Annotated in this window: 20 protein-coding genes and 1 pseudogene; 6 read left to right on the top strand and 15 right to left on the bottom strand. The window is 57.1% G+C overall.

The genetic code is table 11. The annotated features are described in order from the left end of the window. Positions 1–113: 113 nt before the first annotated feature. From ACA057_RS17955 to ACA057_RS17945, 3 genes are all read left to right on the top strand, one after another. Entirely contained in the window at positions 114–1,445 is a 1,332-nt protein-coding gene (locus tag ACA057_RS17955; RefSeq protein ID WP_497340959.1) for a carbohydrate porin, read from the top strand. Between the two features lie 71 nt (positions 1,446–1,516). Then, the gene (locus ACA057_RS17950) at positions 1,517–2,299 is read left to right on the top strand and encodes a (S)-acetoin forming diacetyl reductase (RefSeq protein WP_497340957.1); all 783 of its coding nucleotides are present in this window, start codon (positions 1,517–1,519) and stop codon (positions 2,297–2,299) included. A 75-nt stretch (positions 2,300–2,374) separates the two neighbouring features. Then, a complete protein-coding gene (locus tag ACA057_RS17945) occupies positions 2,375–3,499 on the top strand; it encodes a glycerol dehydrogenase (protein WP_497340955.1) in 1,125 nt (374 codons plus the stop codon). A gap of 174 nt (positions 3,500–3,673) precedes the next feature. On the opposite strand, the pseudogene ACA057_RS17940 reads toward ACA057_RS17945, so the two are convergent. The 5 genes and pseudogenes from ACA057_RS17940 to ACA057_RS17920 form a co-directional block, all read right to left on the bottom strand. Continuing rightward, a pseudogene (locus tag ACA057_RS17940) lies at positions 3,674–4,003 on the bottom strand (ArsR/SmtB family transcription factor); the annotation flags it as partial. Between the two features lie 86 nt (positions 4,004–4,089). After that, entirely contained in the window at positions 4,090–5,073 is a 984-nt protein-coding gene (locus ACA057_RS17935; RefSeq protein WP_201087491.1) for an LLM class flavin-dependent oxidoreductase, read from the bottom strand. A gap of 44 nt (positions 5,074–5,117) precedes the next feature. Then, the gene (locus ACA057_RS17930) at positions 5,118–5,924 is read right to left on the bottom strand and encodes a sugar phosphate isomerase/epimerase family protein (RefSeq protein ID WP_497340953.1); all 807 of its coding nucleotides are present in this window, start codon (positions 5,922–5,924) and stop codon (positions 5,118–5,120) included. A 15-nt stretch (positions 5,925–5,939) separates the two neighbouring features. Further along, positions 5,940–6,740, bottom strand: a complete 801-nt coding sequence (locus tag ACA057_RS17925) for a sugar phosphate isomerase/epimerase family protein (RefSeq protein ID WP_497340951.1) — start codon at positions 6,738–6,740, stop codon at positions 5,940–5,942. Further along, the gene (locus tag ACA057_RS17920) at positions 6,737–7,753 is read right to left on the bottom strand and encodes an LLM class oxidoreductase (protein WP_497340949.1); all 1,017 of its coding nucleotides are present in this window, start codon (positions 7,751–7,753) and stop codon (positions 6,737–6,739) included. Before ACA057_RS17920 ends, ACA057_RS17925 begins: the two co-directional genes overlap by 4 nt. Before the next feature lie 158 nt (positions 7,754–7,911). On the opposite strand from ACA057_RS17920, the gene ACA057_RS17915 reads away from it, so the two are divergent. Continuing rightward, positions 7,912–8,793 carry a LysR family transcriptional regulator gene (locus tag ACA057_RS17915; RefSeq protein WP_277588297.1) on the top strand — a complete coding sequence of 294 codons (882 nt, stop codon included), beginning with the start codon at positions 7,912–7,914 and terminating at the stop codon, positions 8,791–8,793. Between the two features lie 81 nt (positions 8,794–8,874). Here ACA057_RS17915 and ACA057_RS17910 read toward each other — a convergent pair whose 3' ends face one another. The 4 genes from ACA057_RS17910 to ACA057_RS17895 are packed head-to-tail and all read right to left on the bottom strand — an operon-like array spanning position 8,875 to position 11,451. Then, on the bottom strand, positions 8,875–9,276 hold the full coding sequence (locus ACA057_RS17910) for a DoxX family protein (protein WP_497340947.1): 402 nt from the start codon (positions 9,274–9,276) through the stop codon (positions 8,875–8,877). Positions 9,277–9,294: 18 nt separating this feature from the next. Then, positions 9,295–9,966: an alpha/beta hydrolase gene (locus ACA057_RS17905; protein WP_497340945.1), complete on the bottom strand. Its 672-nt coding sequence runs from the start codon at positions 9,964–9,966 to the stop codon at positions 9,295–9,297. Continuing rightward, positions 9,959–10,801 carry a DODA-type extradiol aromatic ring-opening family dioxygenase gene (locus tag ACA057_RS17900; protein ID WP_462022394.1) on the bottom strand — a complete coding sequence of 281 codons (843 nt, stop codon included), beginning with the start codon at positions 10,799–10,801 and terminating at the stop codon, positions 9,959–9,961. Before ACA057_RS17900 ends, ACA057_RS17905 begins: the two co-directional genes overlap by 8 nt. Positions 10,802–10,821: 20 nt before the next feature. Next, positions 10,822–11,451 (bottom strand): NADPH-dependent F420 reductase, encoded by a 630-nt coding sequence (locus ACA057_RS17895; RefSeq protein ID WP_454866844.1) that lies wholly within the window; start codon positions 11,449–11,451, stop codon positions 10,822–10,824. Positions 11,452–11,560: 109 nt separating this feature from the next. Here ACA057_RS17895 and ACA057_RS17890 point away from each other — a divergent pair, with 109 nt between their 5' ends. Then, complete coding sequence (locus ACA057_RS17890) at positions 11,561–12,460, top strand: LysR family transcriptional regulator (protein WP_497340942.1); 900 nt, start codon at positions 11,561–11,563, stop codon at positions 12,458–12,460. Positions 12,461–12,487: 27 nt separating this feature from the next. Here ACA057_RS17890 and ACA057_RS17885 read toward each other — a convergent pair whose 3' ends face one another. The 5 genes from ACA057_RS17885 to ACA057_RS17865 all read right to left on the bottom strand — a co-directional run bounded on the left by ACA057_RS17885 (position 12,488) and on the right by ACA057_RS17865 (position 16,303). Continuing rightward, complete coding sequence (locus tag ACA057_RS17885) at positions 12,488–13,441, bottom strand: alpha/beta fold hydrolase (RefSeq protein ID WP_497340940.1); 954 nt, start codon at positions 13,439–13,441, stop codon at positions 12,488–12,490. 78 nt (positions 13,442–13,519) lie between these two features. After that, on the bottom strand, positions 13,520–14,887 hold the full coding sequence (locus tag ACA057_RS17880) for an MFS transporter (protein WP_497340938.1): 1,368 nt from the start codon (positions 14,885–14,887) through the stop codon (positions 13,520–13,522). Between the two features lie 91 nt (positions 14,888–14,978). Beyond that, positions 14,979–15,593 (bottom strand): nitroreductase family protein, encoded by a 615-nt coding sequence (locus ACA057_RS17875; protein ID WP_497340936.1) that lies wholly within the window; start codon positions 15,591–15,593, stop codon positions 14,979–14,981. 72 nt (positions 15,594–15,665) lie between these two features. Continuing rightward, positions 15,666–16,019, bottom strand: coding sequence for a putative quinol monooxygenase (locus ACA057_RS17870; RefSeq protein ID WP_322267997.1), 354 nt, complete (start codon positions 16,017–16,019; stop codon positions 15,666–15,668). 86 nt (positions 16,020–16,105) lie between these two features. Further along, on the bottom strand, positions 16,106–16,303 hold the full coding sequence (locus tag ACA057_RS17865) for a tautomerase family protein (protein WP_497340934.1): 198 nt from the start codon (positions 16,301–16,303) through the stop codon (positions 16,106–16,108). A 151-nt stretch (positions 16,304–16,454) separates the two neighbouring features. Here ACA057_RS17865 and ACA057_RS17860 point away from each other — a divergent pair, with 151 nt between their 5' ends. Further along, positions 16,455–17,357 (top strand): LysR family transcriptional regulator, encoded by a 903-nt coding sequence (locus ACA057_RS17860; protein ID WP_497340933.1) that lies wholly within the window; start codon positions 16,455–16,457, stop codon positions 17,355–17,357. 65 nt (positions 17,358–17,422) lie between these two features. On the opposite strand, the gene ACA057_RS17855 is transcribed toward ACA057_RS17860, so the two are convergent. Then, positions 17,423–18,322 (bottom strand): LysR family transcriptional regulator, encoded by a 900-nt coding sequence (locus ACA057_RS17855; RefSeq protein ID WP_134101548.1) that lies wholly within the window; start codon positions 18,320–18,322, stop codon positions 17,423–17,425.

The raw sequence follows: 18,322 nt of genomic DNA, 5'->3' as shown, positions 1-18,322 counted from the left end.
GATCCATCACTGTCCACTTTTCAATTGATAGCTTGCTTCATGGCCGTCAGGGCATTGCCCTGCGGTCCGGTTAACGCTGTGTCGTAAAACATAAAAACAATAGGAACATCGACATGAACATCGCTTGGAAACTGCCGATGGGGCTTGGGCTCCTGTCGTGCATCGCCGTACCTGCGTCCGCCGCTGACCCTTCATCGCAATGGGGAACGGGTGATTGGGGAGGGGTACGCAGCGAACTGCTGGAGCAGGGCGTTGACGTGATCGTCGGTTACGTCGGCGAAGCAGCCACCAATGTCCACGGTGGCTACAACCATGATCGTACCGCACGCTATACCGCGCAGTGGGCGCTCGGCACACACCTGGACCTGCAGAAGCTGCTGGGCTGGGACGACGCCGAGTTCCAGCTACTGGTGACGGAGCGCAATGGCAATAACCTTTCCAACGAACGCATCTCTGACCCGCGCGCCCCGCAGCTCAGCTCGGTGCAGGAAGTGTGGGGCCGGGGGCAAACCTGGCGCCTGACCCAGATGTGGTATCGCCAGAAGTTTTTCGACAGCGCCCTGGATCTCAAACTGGGTCGCCTGGGTGTCAATGAAGACTTTGCCAGTTTCCCGTGCGACTTCCAGAGCCTGTCGTTCTGCAGTGCGCCCATCGGCAACGTGGCTGGGGATGTCTGGTACAGCGGCCCCGTCAGCCAGTGGGGCTTGCGCGTTCGCTACAACCTCAACGAGCAGTGGGCGCTGCAGGTCGGGGTGTACGAGCAGAACCCGTCGAATCTCAGCACCGGCAATGGCTTCAAACTCAGCGGCAGTGGTACTAAAGGTGCGCTGGTGCCGGTGGAGGTTGTCTGGAAGCCAACATTGGGCAAGGAAGCGTTACCGGGTGAATACCGTCTGGGTTACTACCACAGCAGTGCCAGCGCCAATGACGTGTATGACGATGTCAACGGTGCTCCGCAGGCGCTGACTGGCCAAGCCCCCAAATCACGCAGCAGCAAGCATGGTGCGTGGATCATGGGCCAGCAGCAATTGACCACTCATCACGGCGATGCCTCGCGCGGCCTGAGCGTCTTTGCCAGCCTGACCGTTCATGACAAGGCTACCAGCGGCATCGAGAGTTTCCAGAACATTGGTGCGGTCTACAAAGGCCCTTTTGATGCCCGGCCCAAGGATGACATCGGGCTGGGTGTCGCGCGCCTGAAGGTCAACGACGACGTGACCAAACGGCAGCGCCTGATCAATGACAGTACGGGCATCACCGACTACGACGACCCGCTCTATGTCCCTGTGCAGCACAGTGAATACAACATCGAACTCAACTACGGCGTACACGTTACCGACTGGCTGACCGTACGCCCGAACGTGCAGTACGTGCGTAATCCAGGCGGTGTCTACGAGGTAGACAACGCTTGGGTTGCCGGTCTGAAACTTCAGGCGAGTTTTTGAGCGTAGGCACGTACGTGAGCAGTCAGTAGTCGCTATCTAATTCTCCGTCACGATTGAGAAGGAAAACTGAAATGAGCAAATCTTTAGGAAAAGTCGCTTTTGTAACCGGTGCAGGTCAAGGGATCGGTGAGGCCATCGCGTTGCGATTGGCGGCAGATGGCTTTGCCGTAGCCTGCGCTGATATGAACATTGAAACAGCCAGTCAGGTGGCTGAAAGAATCAAAAAAGAGGGGGGTAAAGCTCTGGCCATAAAGGTTGATGTGGCCGATCGCGAGGATGTTTTCAAGGCCGTGCAGGCAGCGGTGGATGGCTTGGGTGATCTACATGTGGTCATTAATAATGCGGGTATCGCGCCTATTGCTCCCATTGAAGCGATTACGCCAGAGATCTACAGGAGAACGTTCGATATCAACGTAGGTGGTGTTCTCTGGGGCATACAGGCCGCGGTAAAGGCGTTTAAAGCGTTGGGGCATGGCGGGAAAATCATCAGTGCTTCCTCTCAGGCAGGTCATATCGGCAATCCCGACCTGGCTGTTTATGGGGGGACCAAGTTCGCAGTGCGAGGCATTACGCAAACAGCGGCCCGTGAGTTGGCCCATCTCGGTATTACGGTGAACGCATATTGCCCAGGCATTGTGAACACTCCCATGATGCGCAAGGTTGCCCAGGATGTGGCGGACAATGCCAACCAGACTATTGAATGGGGGATGGAACAATTTGCACAACACATCACCTTGAAGCGGCTTTCCCAGCCTGAGGATGTGGCAGCCTGCGTTTCGTTCTTGTCCGGTCCTGACTCTGACTACATGACAGGTCAGGCGGTCATTATTGATGGCGGGATGGTATTTAACTGATTCGTCATCAGCGCTGGAGAACGTTCAAGTTTATGCGTGTTGAGCGTTTTCGCGCATGCGACGTGAGGGATTGAGATGACTATTACTAAAGGCATTGCATCGCCGGCCAAGTTTCTGGTTCAGGCTGATGCACTGGTTGATTTATCGATGCATGGTAAAGCCTATGGGGCCAATGCCTATCTGATCTGCGATCAATTTATTGTGGGCCGGGTTCATGAAAAAGCGATGCCAGGATTCAAGCATGAACAGCGTGCTGAGTTGGCCGTGTTCGGTGGGCAGTGTTCCGACAGCGAAATCAACAAGCATGTCCAAGCCGCGCGTGAGGCTGACTATATTGTCGGTATTGGTGGCGGAAAAACATTGGATACCGCCAAGGCAGCAGCACATTTCCTGGAAAAACCAGTATTGATTCTGCCCACATTGGCTTCGACGGATGCGCCCTGTACCGCGATTTCAGTGATTTACAATGACGACGATACGTTTAATCGCTACCTGTTTTTATCAAAGAATCCGGACGTTGTTTTAGCGGATACGCGCATTTTGGCGGAACAACCGCCCAGGTTTTTTGCGGCCGGTGTGGGTGATGGTCTGGCAACTTATTTTGAGGCGAGAGCGTGCTTTGCTGCGCAACGCGACAACCTGATCCTGGGCAATGACGGAAAAATGCTCAAGCCTACGTTGATCGGTTTTGCTATTGCCCAAACGTGCTATGCAACCATCAAGAAGTATTCAGCGCAGGCGGCTTTTGCGGTGGAGAAGAAAGTCATCACTGCAGCATTGGAGAACGCCATTGAAGCCACCATTTATATGTCAGCTGTCGGAGCTGAATCTGGTGGTTGTGCTGCGGCGCATGCGATCCATAACGGAATGACCATAGTGCATGATCTACACGGAGCACAGCATGGTGAAAAGGTGGTTTTCGGCTTGTTCACTCAATTAGTGATGGAGGCCGCACCGATGGAGGAGATTGAAGAGGTTGTTGATATTGCGATCGCCGTCGGTCTCCCGTTGACGCTTGAGGATTTAGGGCTCAAAAGCTTTAAGGAAACGGAGTGGAGAAAGGTCGCCGAACTGGCATGCGACAAAAACGACACGATTCACAACATGCCTTTTACGGTGACGCCTGACTTGGTGTATGACGCGATCGTGGCGGCTGACGCACTGTTGCATGCGTTTAAAAAGAAAAAATCTCTGCACTAGTGTATTGATTGGGAACCGGTTAATCGGGAGCCAATAGCGCTCAATCGGTCAGGCGCCGTCAATCGTTCAAATTGATTGACGGCGCCTGGTGCTGAGGTGAGGCCTGACAGTTATCAGTATTATTTGGGCTGAACTACGCCCCTCAACTTGGATGGCCGGTAAGCGTCTATTTTCCAGCAAATCACTCAGGTAGCCAGTGAGGTGCTGAATAGTCGTCTCGTTTCGCTTCAAGAAATGAAACGGACCGGTTTTGTGTACATCGACCAATGCCACCCCTTTGAGCACGGCCAGGTGTTGGGAGACTGTCGATTGGGACAGACCGCAACGTTGTGTGATCTGGCCAACGCTCACCCCGAACTCAAAACCGCATGGTTGCGGGGGGAAATGCAGAGTCGGCGCCTTGAGCCACTCGAGGATTTTTCGTCTCACTGGGTGTGCAATCGCGCGCATGGTTGCGTCGAAGTGGGGCGAGGTGGACGTCGATTTTTGATCTGTATCGAGCATATCGGATACCTCGGGTTCATAGCCTTCGCTGGCCTCGTGTCGAGGTCAGCGATAGAGGGACCGCAGCAACACCGTTCCCTTTGGTATCAGTCGAGCAGGTCGGAAATGGATTCGGCGGCGAGTTGATAGGAGCGGCGGCGTGCGTCAGGGTCGTAAATCCTCGCATCGATTATCACCTCGTCCACCTCCGTGGTCGCGATGAACTGGCGCAGCCAACGTCCTACATCGTCTTTGTTGCCAATTGCGGTGCACGACATGGCTTCAGCCAGATTCTGCCGATCATAGTTGGACAGCCGTTCCATAAAGCCCTCTTCCGGGCGCGGCAGAGCGCCTGCTTTGCCCGAGTACAAGTTGCTGACCCACTGACGGTGTGAACTCGCCAGGTAGTCGGCTTCGGCTCGAGTCGAGGCAGCGAAAACATTCGCGCCTGCGATGACATAAGGACTCTCCAGCACTGCTGACGGCCGGAACGTGGCGCGGTAATGCGTAATGGCTTCCATCAAAAATCGAGGTGCGAAATGTGAAGCGAATGCGTAGGGCAGCCCCAGTTTCGCGGCGAGATCAGCACTGTTCATGCTCGAACCCAATAGCCATAGTGGAACGTCATGTTTTCCAGGGATCGCGCGAACCGGCTGATTTCCGTCATCCGCTAGATAGTCCGTCAATTGCTGGATGTCTTGCGTGAAGTCTCGCTCGGAGGCATCGCCGCGTATGGCGCGGATAGCCGGTCCAGCGGATCCAGGTGCTCTGCCAATGCCTAAATCGATGCGGTCTGGAAACAAGGTGTCCAATGTCCCGAACTGCTCCGCCACCAACAGAGGAGAGTGGTTGGGTAGCATGATGCCGCCAGAGCCCACTCGCAGGGTGCTCGTTGCCGCAGCCAGATGCTGAATGAGCAGGGTTGTAGCCGAAGACGCGATCCCTGGCAGGTCATGGTGCTCGGCGATCCAGTAGCGCTTGTAGCCGTGGGCCTCCACGTGTCGCGCCAGAGAGACTGCGTCTTCTAGCGTGTGGGCGAAGGTTTTATCTTCGCCGATCATCATGAGGTCAAGTACAGATAGGGCTGTCATCACAGGCTCCATTTTTCAAATTAGGTTCGTGAGGCAGCGATGCGTTACTTCAATGGGAAGTCCGACCAGTGCGGATAACGTTCCAGCCGTCGATCGATATCGCGAAGCGTTGCCAGGCATCGCTGGAGTTTGAGGTAGATATCACCACCATAATCCCAGCCAAGTACGCCAATACTGCCCGTGTAACCGACGCGGTTCAGCGCTGCGATCAAAGCAAAATTGTCGAGCTCTCCGCGGTCGACCGGCTCCATGGTGGCCGCGCCACCCCAGCCGAGTTGCGAAAGTGCGCTGCCAGAGGTCACCACTTGCATGAGCCAGGGTTTCATCGCGGCGAGTCGCTGTTCAAGTTCGCCTTCCTGGCTGGCGTACCAGTGATAGCCATTGAACGAGGCCCCCAGGCGTGGGTGAGCAAAGAGCTCGCAAATCTGCACGACTTGCGTAGTGGTCTGGGTGACGTGATGAAGATGCGGATACAACGCAATGCGTAATCCGCGTCGTTCGGCAATGGGCAGCAGCGACTCGATAAACCGCAGGATGGCTTGGGTGCCATTGACTGAGGTCTGTATCGCCAGCTCGATCAGCTCCACACCCTCGACGGTTTCAACGATGCGCCGTATCAGGGCGTCGTTGCGCCCCTCGTGGAGCACCAGGTAAAGGCCCTCGATGTGCAGGCCATGGTTTTCCCGGACGCTGGGCAGCAGGCTGAGGTCAGTCAGTGGTGTGCCACCCCAGGCAGCGACAGTAATGCCGTCGTAGCCGATCTCGGACAACATTTCGCACTGCGTCTGAAAGGCGTATACGCCCATTGACGAGTAGAAGAAGGAATCGAGTGCATGGATGCGATGAGCCATGATTTATCTCCTGGCTCAGTGCGGCGAGTCGGTCAGGACAGCCCACTCAGGGTGGGCGGCCAACCGTTGTTCCATCGACCGGAACGCAGTGACCGAGCGTCGCAGGTTGCCGTAGACGTCGCCGCCCATGCTTTCCCAGCCGAGCACGCCAAATCGTCCGTCAAAGCCGCGCCGTTCCAGCGCGCCCAACAGCACGAAGTTATCCATCTCACCTTCATCGAGCGGTTCGATAGTTGCCAGGCCACCCCATCCGAGCGGGGAGCGCCGACTGCCGGCAATGTTCACCTGTTTCAGCCAAGGCCACGCCGCATCAAGGCGCTGCTCCAGGGCCTGCTCTTCGGTCGCGTACCAGTGATAACCGTTGAACACGATGTTGAGGCGCGGATGGTTGAACTCACGGCATAGGGCCACCGCCTCGGTGGTCGTCTGCATGCCGTAGCGGGCATGGGGGTACAGGCTGATCTCCAGGCCACGACGCTCGCAGATCGGCAGTAGGCGCTCGATCATTCGGCGGTCAAAGTTCGTGACTTCGTCGCCGGAGTGCAGGGCCAATTCGATTGTGGTGCAGCCCTCAATGGTCTCGAATATGTTGGTCACAAACGATTCCAGGCCCTTGCGATAGATCAGGTAGACCGCGCCCACGTCCAGGCCCCAGGTGGGTTTAACCTGGGCGATCGACTTCAGGTCTTTACTCCAGGCGGACATTGTCAGCCCCTGGTAGCCGAGTTCAGCGAGCATCTCGCACTGCGCTGCCAAGGGATAGGTCCCCAGGGTCGTCTGAAAAATGAAATCCATATGATGCAGAGGACGATTCATGAGTGGGCCTGCGCTGGCGATGGTCCGACGGGTAACGACGCACTTGGAAAGTGCGGCAAGAGGTATTCGCCCAGCTCGTCGATGACATCCGAGGCATGGCGTCGTTGAGGTTTGAAGTGCAGGGCCACGTGACCGACGCCCTGATCCTGTTGGCGTTTCCAATGTTCAATCAGCGTATTTCGCCCGGCACGCAGCACACGGCCCGCTTGGACGGGATGGTTTGGATCACGGTCCAGGTCAAACAGGGTGCCGTAGCCATAGGGCTTGTAGACGTTGGCGCTACAGGCGGCGCGCCAACGTTCGATGATTTGCGGAATGAGAGCGGGATTGGATATGTAGGAAAGAATGCCGTCCGTATTTTCTCCAATCCACTCCAGCGACTGGCCGGCCTGGCCAACGATAATGGTCGGCATGCGTGAGCCTACCGGTTTGGGAACTAGGTCGATCTCTCCATTCAACTGGCCATAAAACCGCGACGGGTGCACGGCCCAGTGTGTTTCCGTCGTGGCGCGAATGATTGCCAGCGCGTCACGGAACCGCTCGGCACGGTTGCCGAAGTCGAGTCCGAAGGCGGGGTATTCCACCGGTCGATCGCCCGTGGCCAGGCCCAGAATAAAACGTCCCCCAAGCAACTGATCGATGCTTGCGGCCTGCTTGGCAACGATCAACGGATCGCGCAAGGGCAGCACGATGCCGGCGGTGCCGATGGCAATCTGCTTGGTCACGGCCGCGAGGAAGCCGGCATAGACCAGCGGATCAAGGATTTGACCCACGTCACCGAAGTTCGGATCGTAAAAGGGCACGTCCCGTAGCCAGATGGCGGAAAAGCCAACTTCGTCAACTTTCTGAGCTAATTGCGCGTGATCCTGCAGGGTCGGGCCTGGACTATTGGGATAGCTTTCCAGCGGCGCGATAAAGCCGAAGGTCAAATGGCCGGGTTGGAAAACGCGCGCGTAGCCGGGGTGTTGTTTGAGCTCAGGCGCAAGTTCGTAGGTGGAAGGCATCGAAGTCATTCGAGGGCTCTCGTGTAGTCAGATGACGGTGACTTCGCAGTGCGATATAGCGGGGTGAAGTCACAATGGCGGTGACTATAGGTTGTATGATGTAAAAGAAAAACAGGATGAAGTTCCGAACATTTGCGAATAAAACGCTCAAATAGACAGGGGTGGTCATGGATCATTTTGGAGCGCTCAGCGCGTTCGTGCATGCCGCGCAAACGCGTAGCTTTACCGAGGCTGGGCGCAGAACCGGCGTGTCTTCATCGGCCATTGGTAAGGCGGTTGCGCGGCTGGAGGAAGAGCTTGGTGTAAGGCTGTTTCACCGATCCACGCGCGCCATAACCCTGACGTCCGAGGGCAGCCTTTTTCTGGAACGCTGCCATCGAATTTTCGCGGAGTACGAGGTTGCCAAACGAGAGCTCACCCAGGCTGCTGGCAAGCCCCAGGGGAAGTTGCGCCTCGGTTTGCCACAACTGGGCATGAGGTTGATGCCTCACTTGATTGCGTTTCAGCAGGCGTATCCCGAAGTGGAGTTGGAACTGGAGTTCAGTGATCGGTTGGTTAACGTGATCGAGGAGGGTTTTGATGCCGTGATGCGTATCGGTGAGGTTGAAGACTCGCGCCTGATGATGCGCAAGCTCAACGGCTACAGTCATCGTCTGGTCGCGTCTCCACACTATCTTTCAAGCCGGGGTGTTCCATCACGGCCATCGGAACTGTCCAGCCATTCATGCCTGCGTTACCGATACCCCACCAGCGGTAAACTCGACCCTTGGCCTCTGGTGTCAAAAAAGGGACAGGACAGTGTTGAACTGGGACAGTCGGCTACCGCCAACGCGATTGAACCGTTGTTGGCAATGGCTGAGGCGGGACAAGGTATAGCGTGCCTCCCTGACTTTTTTGTCGAGGACGCCATTGCAGACGGACGATTGGTGCCTGTATTGGATCGCTACGTTCGCGACCACCGTACCTTCAGCATTCTCTGGCCATCGAGTCGTCATCCGTTACCCAAGATAAAGGCCTTTGTAAGCTTTATGACATCGCGTCTGACGTGAGGCGGTACGGTTGACCCGAGCGCAAACTGCCGATGCTCCGGAGAATTCCGCAGCGTCGGCAGGTTTTGAATCCGCAGTGACTTACGCTTTGTTGGAGGCCTTTGCCGCAAAGACGCCGTCGCCCAGCAAGGCTACTACCAGTGCGGTGACGCTCAGGTAAATCGGGTATTCCCAGCCGCCATTGGCGTTGATGAAGCTCCAGCCATTGCCGAAGTGGACGGTCGCGGCCACGAACAGCTGAACCACTGCCAGAGCGGCTACCCAGCGCGAATAAACTCCCAGCACCAGCATCAAACCGCCGATCACTTCAAAGGCCATGACCGGGTAGGCCAGGAAGCCCGGGAAGCCGATGGACTCAAAGAAGCCCGCAGTGCCTGCCGGGGTGAAGACAAAGACTTTGGTCAGGCCGTGGGCAATGAACATAATGCCCAGTGCCAGGCGCATAACGAAGGCAGCGTATGGTGCGGTACGTGTGTCGATCATGGTGCAGTTCCTTTTTGTTTACTTGGAAAGTGACAGCGTGTTGGTCAGCCATTGCGAGAAGTCTGCCAGTTCTTCAGCGACGATCTCGTGGGCCATGTCGTAGAAATGCGTTTCGTGGGCGACGCCGATTCGACTCAGCCATTCGTCCGCTTCTTTCGCCCAAGCCACTGGTAGTACGTTGTCCTGGTGGCCATGGGCGATGAAAGCGTTGATGGACTGGAGTCGATCGGCCGAAGCAATCCGAGGATCAAGTTCGCGCAGCATCCGGCCGCTCAATATTGCAAATCCGGCAACCAGCTCGGGCTCAGTGACCCCGAGGCTCGCGCTCATGATGCCGCCCTGGCTGAAGCCGGCGATGACGGTCGGCAACTTGGGCAGCGCTTCGATGAAGTGGTGCAACAGTTGCCGGCTGGACTCTGCCTGTTCTTGATTGAACGAAGGGCCGTTGCTGGTGAAGTTCACCTGGTACCAAGCGAAACCTTGTGGGCCAACCTGCAGCGGGCCGCGGAGCAGAATGACTTCCAGTTCCTCGGGCAGGGACGCGGCCAATGACGCGAGATTCGCTTCATTTGAACCGACGCCATGCAGCAGAAGCAGCCGGCCCTTAGGCGCCGATGTACTGCAACCCTTGCGGAAAAACAGGCCCGTTTGCGGCTCGCGAGCGGCTTCGGAAAAAGAGGTGTCACGCATGATCTGTAACGCCTTGGCTAGGTTGAATTGAGTCGAATCCAACAGGGTTGTTTGAGGAAAATAGATAGCTGTCCATCGCCAGTACCCCGTAGCTCACGCCGCCCTCCAGAACTCGAGTCTCGTAGTGTTCGCCGGCCGCACCGAGGGCGATGAGCAGCGGTAAAAAATGCTCATCCGTCGGATGGGCACGTTCGGCTGAAGGTGCGTGTTGCTTATAGTCCAGCAGGAAATCGGTGTTGCCCGCCTGCAGGGTTTGGGCTGTCCAGGCTGCAAACGCTTTCACGTAGTCGGCGCCATGGGTGGCCGCCCCCCGAAACTCATACAAGTTATGGGTCAGGCTTCCGGAAGCCACGATCAGCACATTCATATCCCGCAGTGGCTTGAGGGCTTGGCCCAGTTTCCAGGCGTGGTGGGTATCGAGGCCGGCAGGCATCGATACCTGAACGACGGGTATGTCTGCCTCAGGGGCCAGATACAGCAGTGGCACCCAGGCGCCGTGGTCCAGTCCTCGACGGTCGTCAAGCCGGGACTTCCATCCCGCATTCTGCAGCAGATCCACGATATGGGCGGCTAGGGCCGGAGCGCCCGGTGCGGGGTAGCGCAACTGGTACAAGGCGTCGGGAAATCCACCGAAGTCGTGAATGGTTTCAGGGGCGGTGCTCGCCGTAACGCTGACTTCGCCACGAGTCATCCAGTGTGGTGAAAGGATGACGATGGCATCAGGTCGCGGCAGTTCGCGACCGAGCTCAGCCAGCCGCTGACCAGCCAGACCGGGCTCGATGGCAAACATTGGAGCACCATGAGACACAAACAACAGGGGGAACGAAGTGTTCATGGTGAAGTGCTCCGAAGTGATTACTTGTTAAGCCAGACCGGTGCGATGGCGGTGCCCAGGCCGGCGCCGTAGCCGAGATAGATATTCAGGCCTGCCAATGGCTCCAGGTAACGGGCGTTGATCAGTCCACCAGCGTCCACTGTCTTCCAGCCCAGGCTGTGTGCCAGGGCAATCGCGGTCTGCTTGGCGCGCTCACTGTCACTGGCGACGAACACACTGCCACGCTGGTTTTCCGAGAATGTCGGGCCGTCGGCAAGCACTTGAGCGAACAGGGTGTTGAACGCTTTAACGACATGGGCCTGAGGCACCGCTTTGGCAATTTCTTCGCCAGCGCTTGTCACGTGACCGATGGTCAGCGACATGTAGTCGGCGCTTAGTGGGTTGGTGATGTCGATAACCACCTTGCCCGTCAGGTCGCCCAGGCTTTGCAAGGCTTTGGCGGCGTCTTCGTAGGCGGTTGCAACAACAACGACGTCGCTATCACCCAGTGCCTCTGCCGCCGAATAGGCGCTGACATTGTCAAACTGAGCGGCGAGGGCTTTGGCCTTGTCGATGTCGCGGCCCGTGACACGAACGATATGGCCGGCGCTGGACAGCTGTTTTGTGAACGCCGAACCCATGTTGCCGGTACCCAAAACTGTAATTTTCATAGCGACCTCATTTGTCTTGATGTGCGTTTCGATGGGCTCAGTTTATAGGTTGTGAAAACGAGATAAATAAGGCTGAATATGATTAACCGTTCCACCTAGTGAGACAATGATGGACAGAGCATTGGAGATGCAGGTCTTCTGCACCGTCGTCGATAAAGGCAGTTTTGTAGGCGCGGCCAAACCGTTGGAGATGTCCAAGGCGGCCATCTCGCGCTATGTGAGCAGCCTGGAAGAACGGCTCGGTGCGCGGCTTTTGCATCGCACGACCCGCCGGCTTTCATTGACGGAGGAGGGGCGCCAGTTCTACCACCAGGCGCGGGAGGTGCTGGCGCTGATGGATCAGGCCGAGGAGGCGGTTTCGTCCACCGCGCCGGAACCCAGTGGCGTGTTGCGGGTGAATGCACCGGTCAGTTTCGGAGTGCTGCACTTGGCGCCGCTATGGGGCGACTTCATGAAGGCCTACCCCAATATCGAGTTGGACATCAGCTTGAACGACCGACTGGTTGACCTGGTGGAGGAGGGATTCGATGCGGCTGTTCGCATTGCCCGCATGGAAAACTCTTCGCTGGTCGGGCGTCGTCTGGCGGGCACGCGGATGTGCTTGTGCGCTTCACCCGAATACCTGGCAAGTCACCCAGAGGTGCGCACTTTGTCTGATCTGACAGAACACGGCGTGATTGCCTATACCAACTTCGCCAGCGGCAATGAATGGCAGTTCCAAGGCCCTGACGGCAGCGAAAGTGTGCGCACCCGTTCCATTGTTCGCTGCAACAATGGCGATACCTGCCGCAGTATTGCCTTGGCGGGAGGTGGTATTGCCTTGCAGCCCAGCTTTATGGTGGCCGAGGATTTGCGGGCGGGGGACCTGGTGGAGATTCTGCCTGAGCACCAGTCGGTCGAACTGGGCATCTACGTGGTCTACCCCACGCGCAAGCATCTGGCGACCAAGGTTCGGGTGCTGATCAATTTTCTGGCCGAGCGATTTGCCCACCCTCGATGGGAGCAATAGCGGGCATTTCGCCGGGCATCGTCTGACTCAGCAGTTATCCAGGAAGCCCCGCAGGTCGCTGGCAAACTTTTCCGGGTTCTTCAATGCCAGGAAGTGGTCGCCCTGTTCGGCCTTGGTGTACACATGCAGTACGGAGCCTGCGACCACCGAATTCATCCAGCGTTGGCTGTCCAGCCAGTCGCTGTATTCGCCGGTGAAAATGGCGGTTGGCACATCAATCTTCGTTTGGATGACATCCCGCCAATCATTAGTGACGTGATCGAACAGCACGCGTTCCAGGAACGCCATGTCATCCTTAGCGACGCGCTGTGCCAAGCTGATGACGTTGTGAAAGTAGGGCGAGTCCAGGGCCATGGCGCGTTCCAGAACTCGAGTCCCGCTGATCAGTTGGTTGGTGGGCGACCCAGTGGCATAGGACGCAATCATGCGCTCTGGAGAGGTGGTGAACGCCCCGGCTTGCAGTCGCTCCTGCTCCGTCCAGTCTGCGTGACAATACACCGATGGCGCCTGGTCGATGATGCTCAGCGAGCGTATGCCTTGTGTACCGAACAGGTCGATGCAGGCCCAGAGGATCGACGCGCCCATCGACCAGCCACAGTAATCGGCTTGGGAGACACCCAGGTGATCGGCAAACTCTTTCACGTCCATGGCATAACGGGAAATCCGATTGCCAAAGGCAACCTTCTCGGACAGACCCTGGTTCCTCGCATCCAGCACGTACACACGATAATGCTTGCTGAGGATGTGCATGAGGTGAAAGTACAGCGCACCGTTAGCTGACCACCCCGGGATGAAAATCAGCGGCTTGCCTTCACCGGCCTCCCAATAGGCGAGATTGACCTGGTCGCTGGTGATAAAGCTGTTGAGTTTCAGGCCTTCAAAGTCAGAAACCCGAACCGGTTGGCCGGGAATTTCATGGGGGAAGTGAAAGTCTTCGCCGAGCAGCGAGAGAAGCGATTGATAGTTCAGTGGGTATTTCAAAGTGCAATCCCATTCAGTTGAAGAAATGGCGCAGTTGATTCAGGGCGTGAGAAGGCGGGGTCTCATCCATACCGCCATTTATTGACGCCGAGGGGAGGCTGCGTACAGGTTTACGGCGATGCACACTGCCAAGACCAGCGCTGAAAACAGCATCGCGGTGGATAGTCCAGCGGAAAAAGCGGCCTTATCCGAATGGGCGATCATCGTGCCGAAGACCGCAACACCGATCACGCCGCCCAGTTGCCTGGCGGAGGCCATCAGGCCGGAGGCGATGCCCGCGTCATGCTGTGTGACCGAGGACAGCATCGAGTTGGTAATGAACGGTACTGACATGGCGCTGCCAATTCCCACCAGCATCAACGCACCATTGAGCAACCAGAGCGAGCTATTGGAAGTGGTTTGCGAAAGCGCGATGAATCCGACGATCTGAACCGTGAAACCCGTCGTGATAATACGAGTGGCACTGAACCGCCTGGCGAACCTTGACGAGAGCATCGTAGAAAGTGTCAGCACCGCCGTCAGCGGGATAAACGACAACCCTGTTTTAAATGCGTCGTAGTGCAGGAAGGTTTGAAAGTAAATACTGAAAACGAAGACCGTTCCATAAAACGTCAGATTGATCGCAGCGCCTGCGAGCGCCATGCTCCCCAGCACTTTGTTTTTCGCCAGGTGAGCGGGCAGCATCGGATGCGTTACCCGACGCTCGATCAGAACAAATGCCGCCGCGCTAATCGCGGCAATTGCAATCGCGGTGAGTGTTTCGCTTACCCAACCTATGGCACTGGATTCGGTCAAGCCATAGGTCAGTGACGCCAGGAAAATCGCAATACTGATTTGCCCTGGAATATCGACGTGCTTATCAACCCGAGGGGAGGCGGGGGCGTAACGCAAGATCAGCCCGACAGCCAGCAGGCCGATCGGAATATTCAGCAGAAATACGCTTCGCCAGCCGAAGTACTCGATCATCAGGCCGCCGATCACGGGTCCGGCTGCCAACGCGATACCCCCACAGGCGCCCCAGAGCGCAACAGCGGCACGACGTGCATCGGGGTCATGAAATGACACGCGAATCAGGGTAAGTGATGTCGGTATCAGGAAGGCTGCGCCGATGCCCTGCACGACCCGCATCGTGATCAGCATGGTCATGCTGTCGGCGAGGCCACAACCGATCGAGGCGAGGGTAAAGATAGCGAAACCCGCTGCAAACACGGATTTTGCTCCCCATTTGTCACCCCATGCGCCTCCCAGGATGAGCAAGGCAGAAAAAGGCAGCGCGTAACTGTTAATGACCCACTGCAGGCCGGTGAGGTCGGTGCCGAACGCATTTTTGAGAGCGCCAAGGCCAACGTTTACGACGCTGACGTCAAGTTGAACGACAAGAAACCCCAAACAGGCAGCGGTCAGAATCGCGCGTAACGAAGAAGGTGATTTGGATTCAGCGATCAATGGTTCACAGCCCCAGGCATGTGGTAGTTGCGAGTCGATCAGCAACAGCCAGCGAAGCCAGGTTGTACCTGGCTATCGCCGGCAGCACTGCTTACACGAACTGCAGAACGTCGTTGACAGCTTTACGGGGCTTTTGCGGCCAGTTAGCCGAGCCAGGGTAGCCAACGGTGATCAACATCACCGGAATCTCCGTAGCGGAAAGACCGAATGCTTGTGCCACTGCCGACTGGTCGAACCCGATCATGGGTGTCGAAACAAGGCCTTGTCCTTTGGCGGCCAGCATCAGGGTCATGGCCGCCAGCGAGCCTGAGCGGATCGCTTCGTCGCGTTGTAACTGCGGGTTGTCCTGGTACATGCCTTGAGCGGCGCCAACCCACATGTCGTAGATCGCCTGATCAATGATCCCTGCATCCAGCGTCGGCTTCAGGGCTGATGGCAGGGTTTCATGGGGATTGAGGGTGCCACAGACAATAAAGGTCACGGCTGAATCCATGACCTTTTGTTGACCGAAGGCCAATGGCAGCAATCGCGCCTTTGCTTCGGTGCTGCGTACCGCCAGGAACCTCCAGTTTTGAAGGTTGAAGGCAGAGGGAGCGTGCGTTGCCAGTTCGATCAGCTCGGCGATCTGTTGATCCGTCAACTGACGTTCAGTGTCGTAGCTGTTGGCGGAAATTCGGGACTTAATTACTTCAGCAATAACAGACATGGTGATCTCTGTGCGGGAAAGGGGATGCGTGCAGTCCCGGTTGTTACCGTCGAGCCTGCGCCGTCATAGAACTTAGCGGCTGAAGCCGTCGAAAGGGGTCATATACACCGCCCCGAACGGGTCAAGACGTTTGCGGATTTCTGCATCCGGTGTGCCGTAGACCACCAGACTGGTAACGGTGCACAGTTCGAGGAAACGCTTGCCGAACGGTGCGAAGGTGGTGTCTACGTGACTGACAACGGCATCGGCGTTATAGCGTTCAAGGATGTGAACGGTGTTGTTGTCTTCGTTGGCGCTGTATTCGTAAACCAGCGTGCCAGGCTCGGCGCGGGTGGCTGCCACGATGTTCGCGATCAGCGCCTTGAACTCTGGAAACTCTTCGGGTTTTACAGCGAGGGAGAACAGGCAGGAGACATGTGGGTGCATGGATAGCTCTTCCGTCAGAGGCTTCATAAGAAGCCTGTTGAGAATGCATCGCTGGTCAAGCCGATGTATTCGGTGCTGATGGGGGGTCAGGATTTCTCGGGCGCGTCCCCGAATAGTTTGCCGGCGCCAGCCCAATCCGAAGGCGCAACGTCTTCAAAAATGACGTAGATATAGTTGGCATCTGTACCAGTGTGTTTAACGATGCTTTCGGTGATCTCTGCGGCAACAGCGGCTTTTTGTGCGTGTTCTTTACCTTCGAACCAGCTCACACGTACGACGGGCATGATGGTGTCCTCTTGGGGCATTGATCTGGAGAGAGGTGCGTGATGTGCACCGTTGTCTTTCTAGAACCCATCCTACTGTTGAGTGTGCTGGCGATAAACGGCCTCAAGCTATAATCTGGGTAGACTAAAACTCTACAATCGGCGAGCAGGCATGGTTCCTATCGATTCGTTTCAGGGCGTCATCACGTTCGTCGTGGCCGCGCGCTCGACCAGCTTCACTCAGGCTGCCGAGCGCCTGGGGCTGTCAAAATCCGCCGTGGGCAAAGCCATTGCGCGTCTGGAAGAGCGCTTGGGTACGCAGCTGTTTCATCGCACCACTCGCCGGATTTCCCTGACCGCGGATGGTGAGGCTTATTTCGTGGCGTGCTCTACCGCCCTTGAGGAAATTGGTGCTGCAGAGAGCGGGTTGGGGCCCGGCGGTGGTGAACCTTCCGGGCGTCTGCGAGTGGACATTCCTGTGGCATTCGGTCGTCGTGTTGTCGCCCCGTTGCTGTTTGAGATCGCCAACAAGTACCCGGCTTTGCAACTGAACTTGACGTTTTCCGACCACCTGGTTGATCCCTTTGAGGAGGGGATCGATTTGTTGGTCCGCTTTGGAGAGCTGCAGGACACTAGCGGTCTGGTGGCGCGGCGGCTGACCCGGCAGCGCTGGGCCATTTGTGCCGCTCCCGACTACCTGAAGCGCTATGGTGTTCCGCAGACCCTTGAAGATCTGAGCCATCACCGTTGCATTGTCGGGCATCGACGCGGCCAGCCGTTGTCGTGGCGGGTCATGCAAGCGGGGCAGACCGTACGCTACGCGCCACCCTCGACCCATCAGATTGGTGACGGGGAAGCCATGATTCTCGCGGCAGTCGCCGGCACGGGGTTGTGCCAGATGCCGCGCAGCCTTTTCCAGGAGGATATCGAAGCGGGCCGGCTGGTGGAGGTTCTGCAAGTGTATGAACCAGAAGCTGTCGATGTGCATGCCGTCTGGCCAAAGGTGTCCCATCTGCGGCCGAAGGTCAGGTATGTGGTCGATGAGCTGGTCAAACTATGTGAGCACTGGCGGTGATGCAGGCTGCCGCCAGGTGAGTTCCATCGCTGGATGACTACCGCCGCTCCATCAGCCTTCATCGCTCAATCGCTGAACAGATCAAACATCAGTTGCCGGAACCATTTGTTGGCCGGGTCCCGATTGTATTTACCGTGCCAGAACAAGTTGATGGCGATCTCGGGCAACGGTAAAGGCAACGGCAGGCTCGTCAGTCCGAAGGGGCCGGCGCAGCTGTTGGCGAAACGCTCAGGTACCGTGGCGATCAGGTCTGTGTTCTGCAGGATATGACCGACCGCGACAAAGTGTGGAACCTCCAGTCGAATGTCTCGTTGTAGACCGGCCCGCTGCATATGCGTATCGATCTCTCCATGCCCCGTGCTGGCGGCGATGATCCTGACATGCCCGAACTCGCAAAAGCGCTCCCGTGTCATGGGCTGTTCAGTGAGCGGGTGGTCCTTTCGGCATAAACAGACGTAGCGATGGTGGAACAGGCGCCTCTGGTAGAAGCCCGCTTGCAGATCCGGCAGCAATCCCACGGCCAGATCCACCTCACCATTGGCCATTTTCTCGGAAAGTTCGGTATTGCTGCGCAATGTGGTGACCGATATTCCGGGGGCCTGTTTGAGCAAGGCGTCGATCAACCGTGGCACAAAATAAATCTCCCCGATGTCGGTCATCGCCACGACAAAGCGCTTCTGGCTGGTCGATGGATCGAACTCGTCATGGCGATTGATCGCGCCGTGCAGCAGGTTGATTGCCTGGGAGACTGGCTCGGCCAGTTGCGCGGCATAGGGCGTCGGCTGCATCCCCTGATGGGTGCGCACAAACAATTCGTCATTGAACGTGTTCCGTAAACGCTTGAGCGCATTGCTGACGGCGGGTTGGGTCAGCCCAAGGCTCTCGGCCGCAGCTGAAACACTTCGATCCACCAGCAATTGGTGAAAGATCACCAGCAGGTTCAGATCCAGTTCACGCAGGTTCAT

It is taken from the genome of Pseudomonas sp. LBUM1661 (assembly GCF_059695925.1).
The sequence above is the reverse complement of the archived record's forward strand: the minus strand, read 5'-3'. Positions and strand labels throughout refer to the sequence as shown.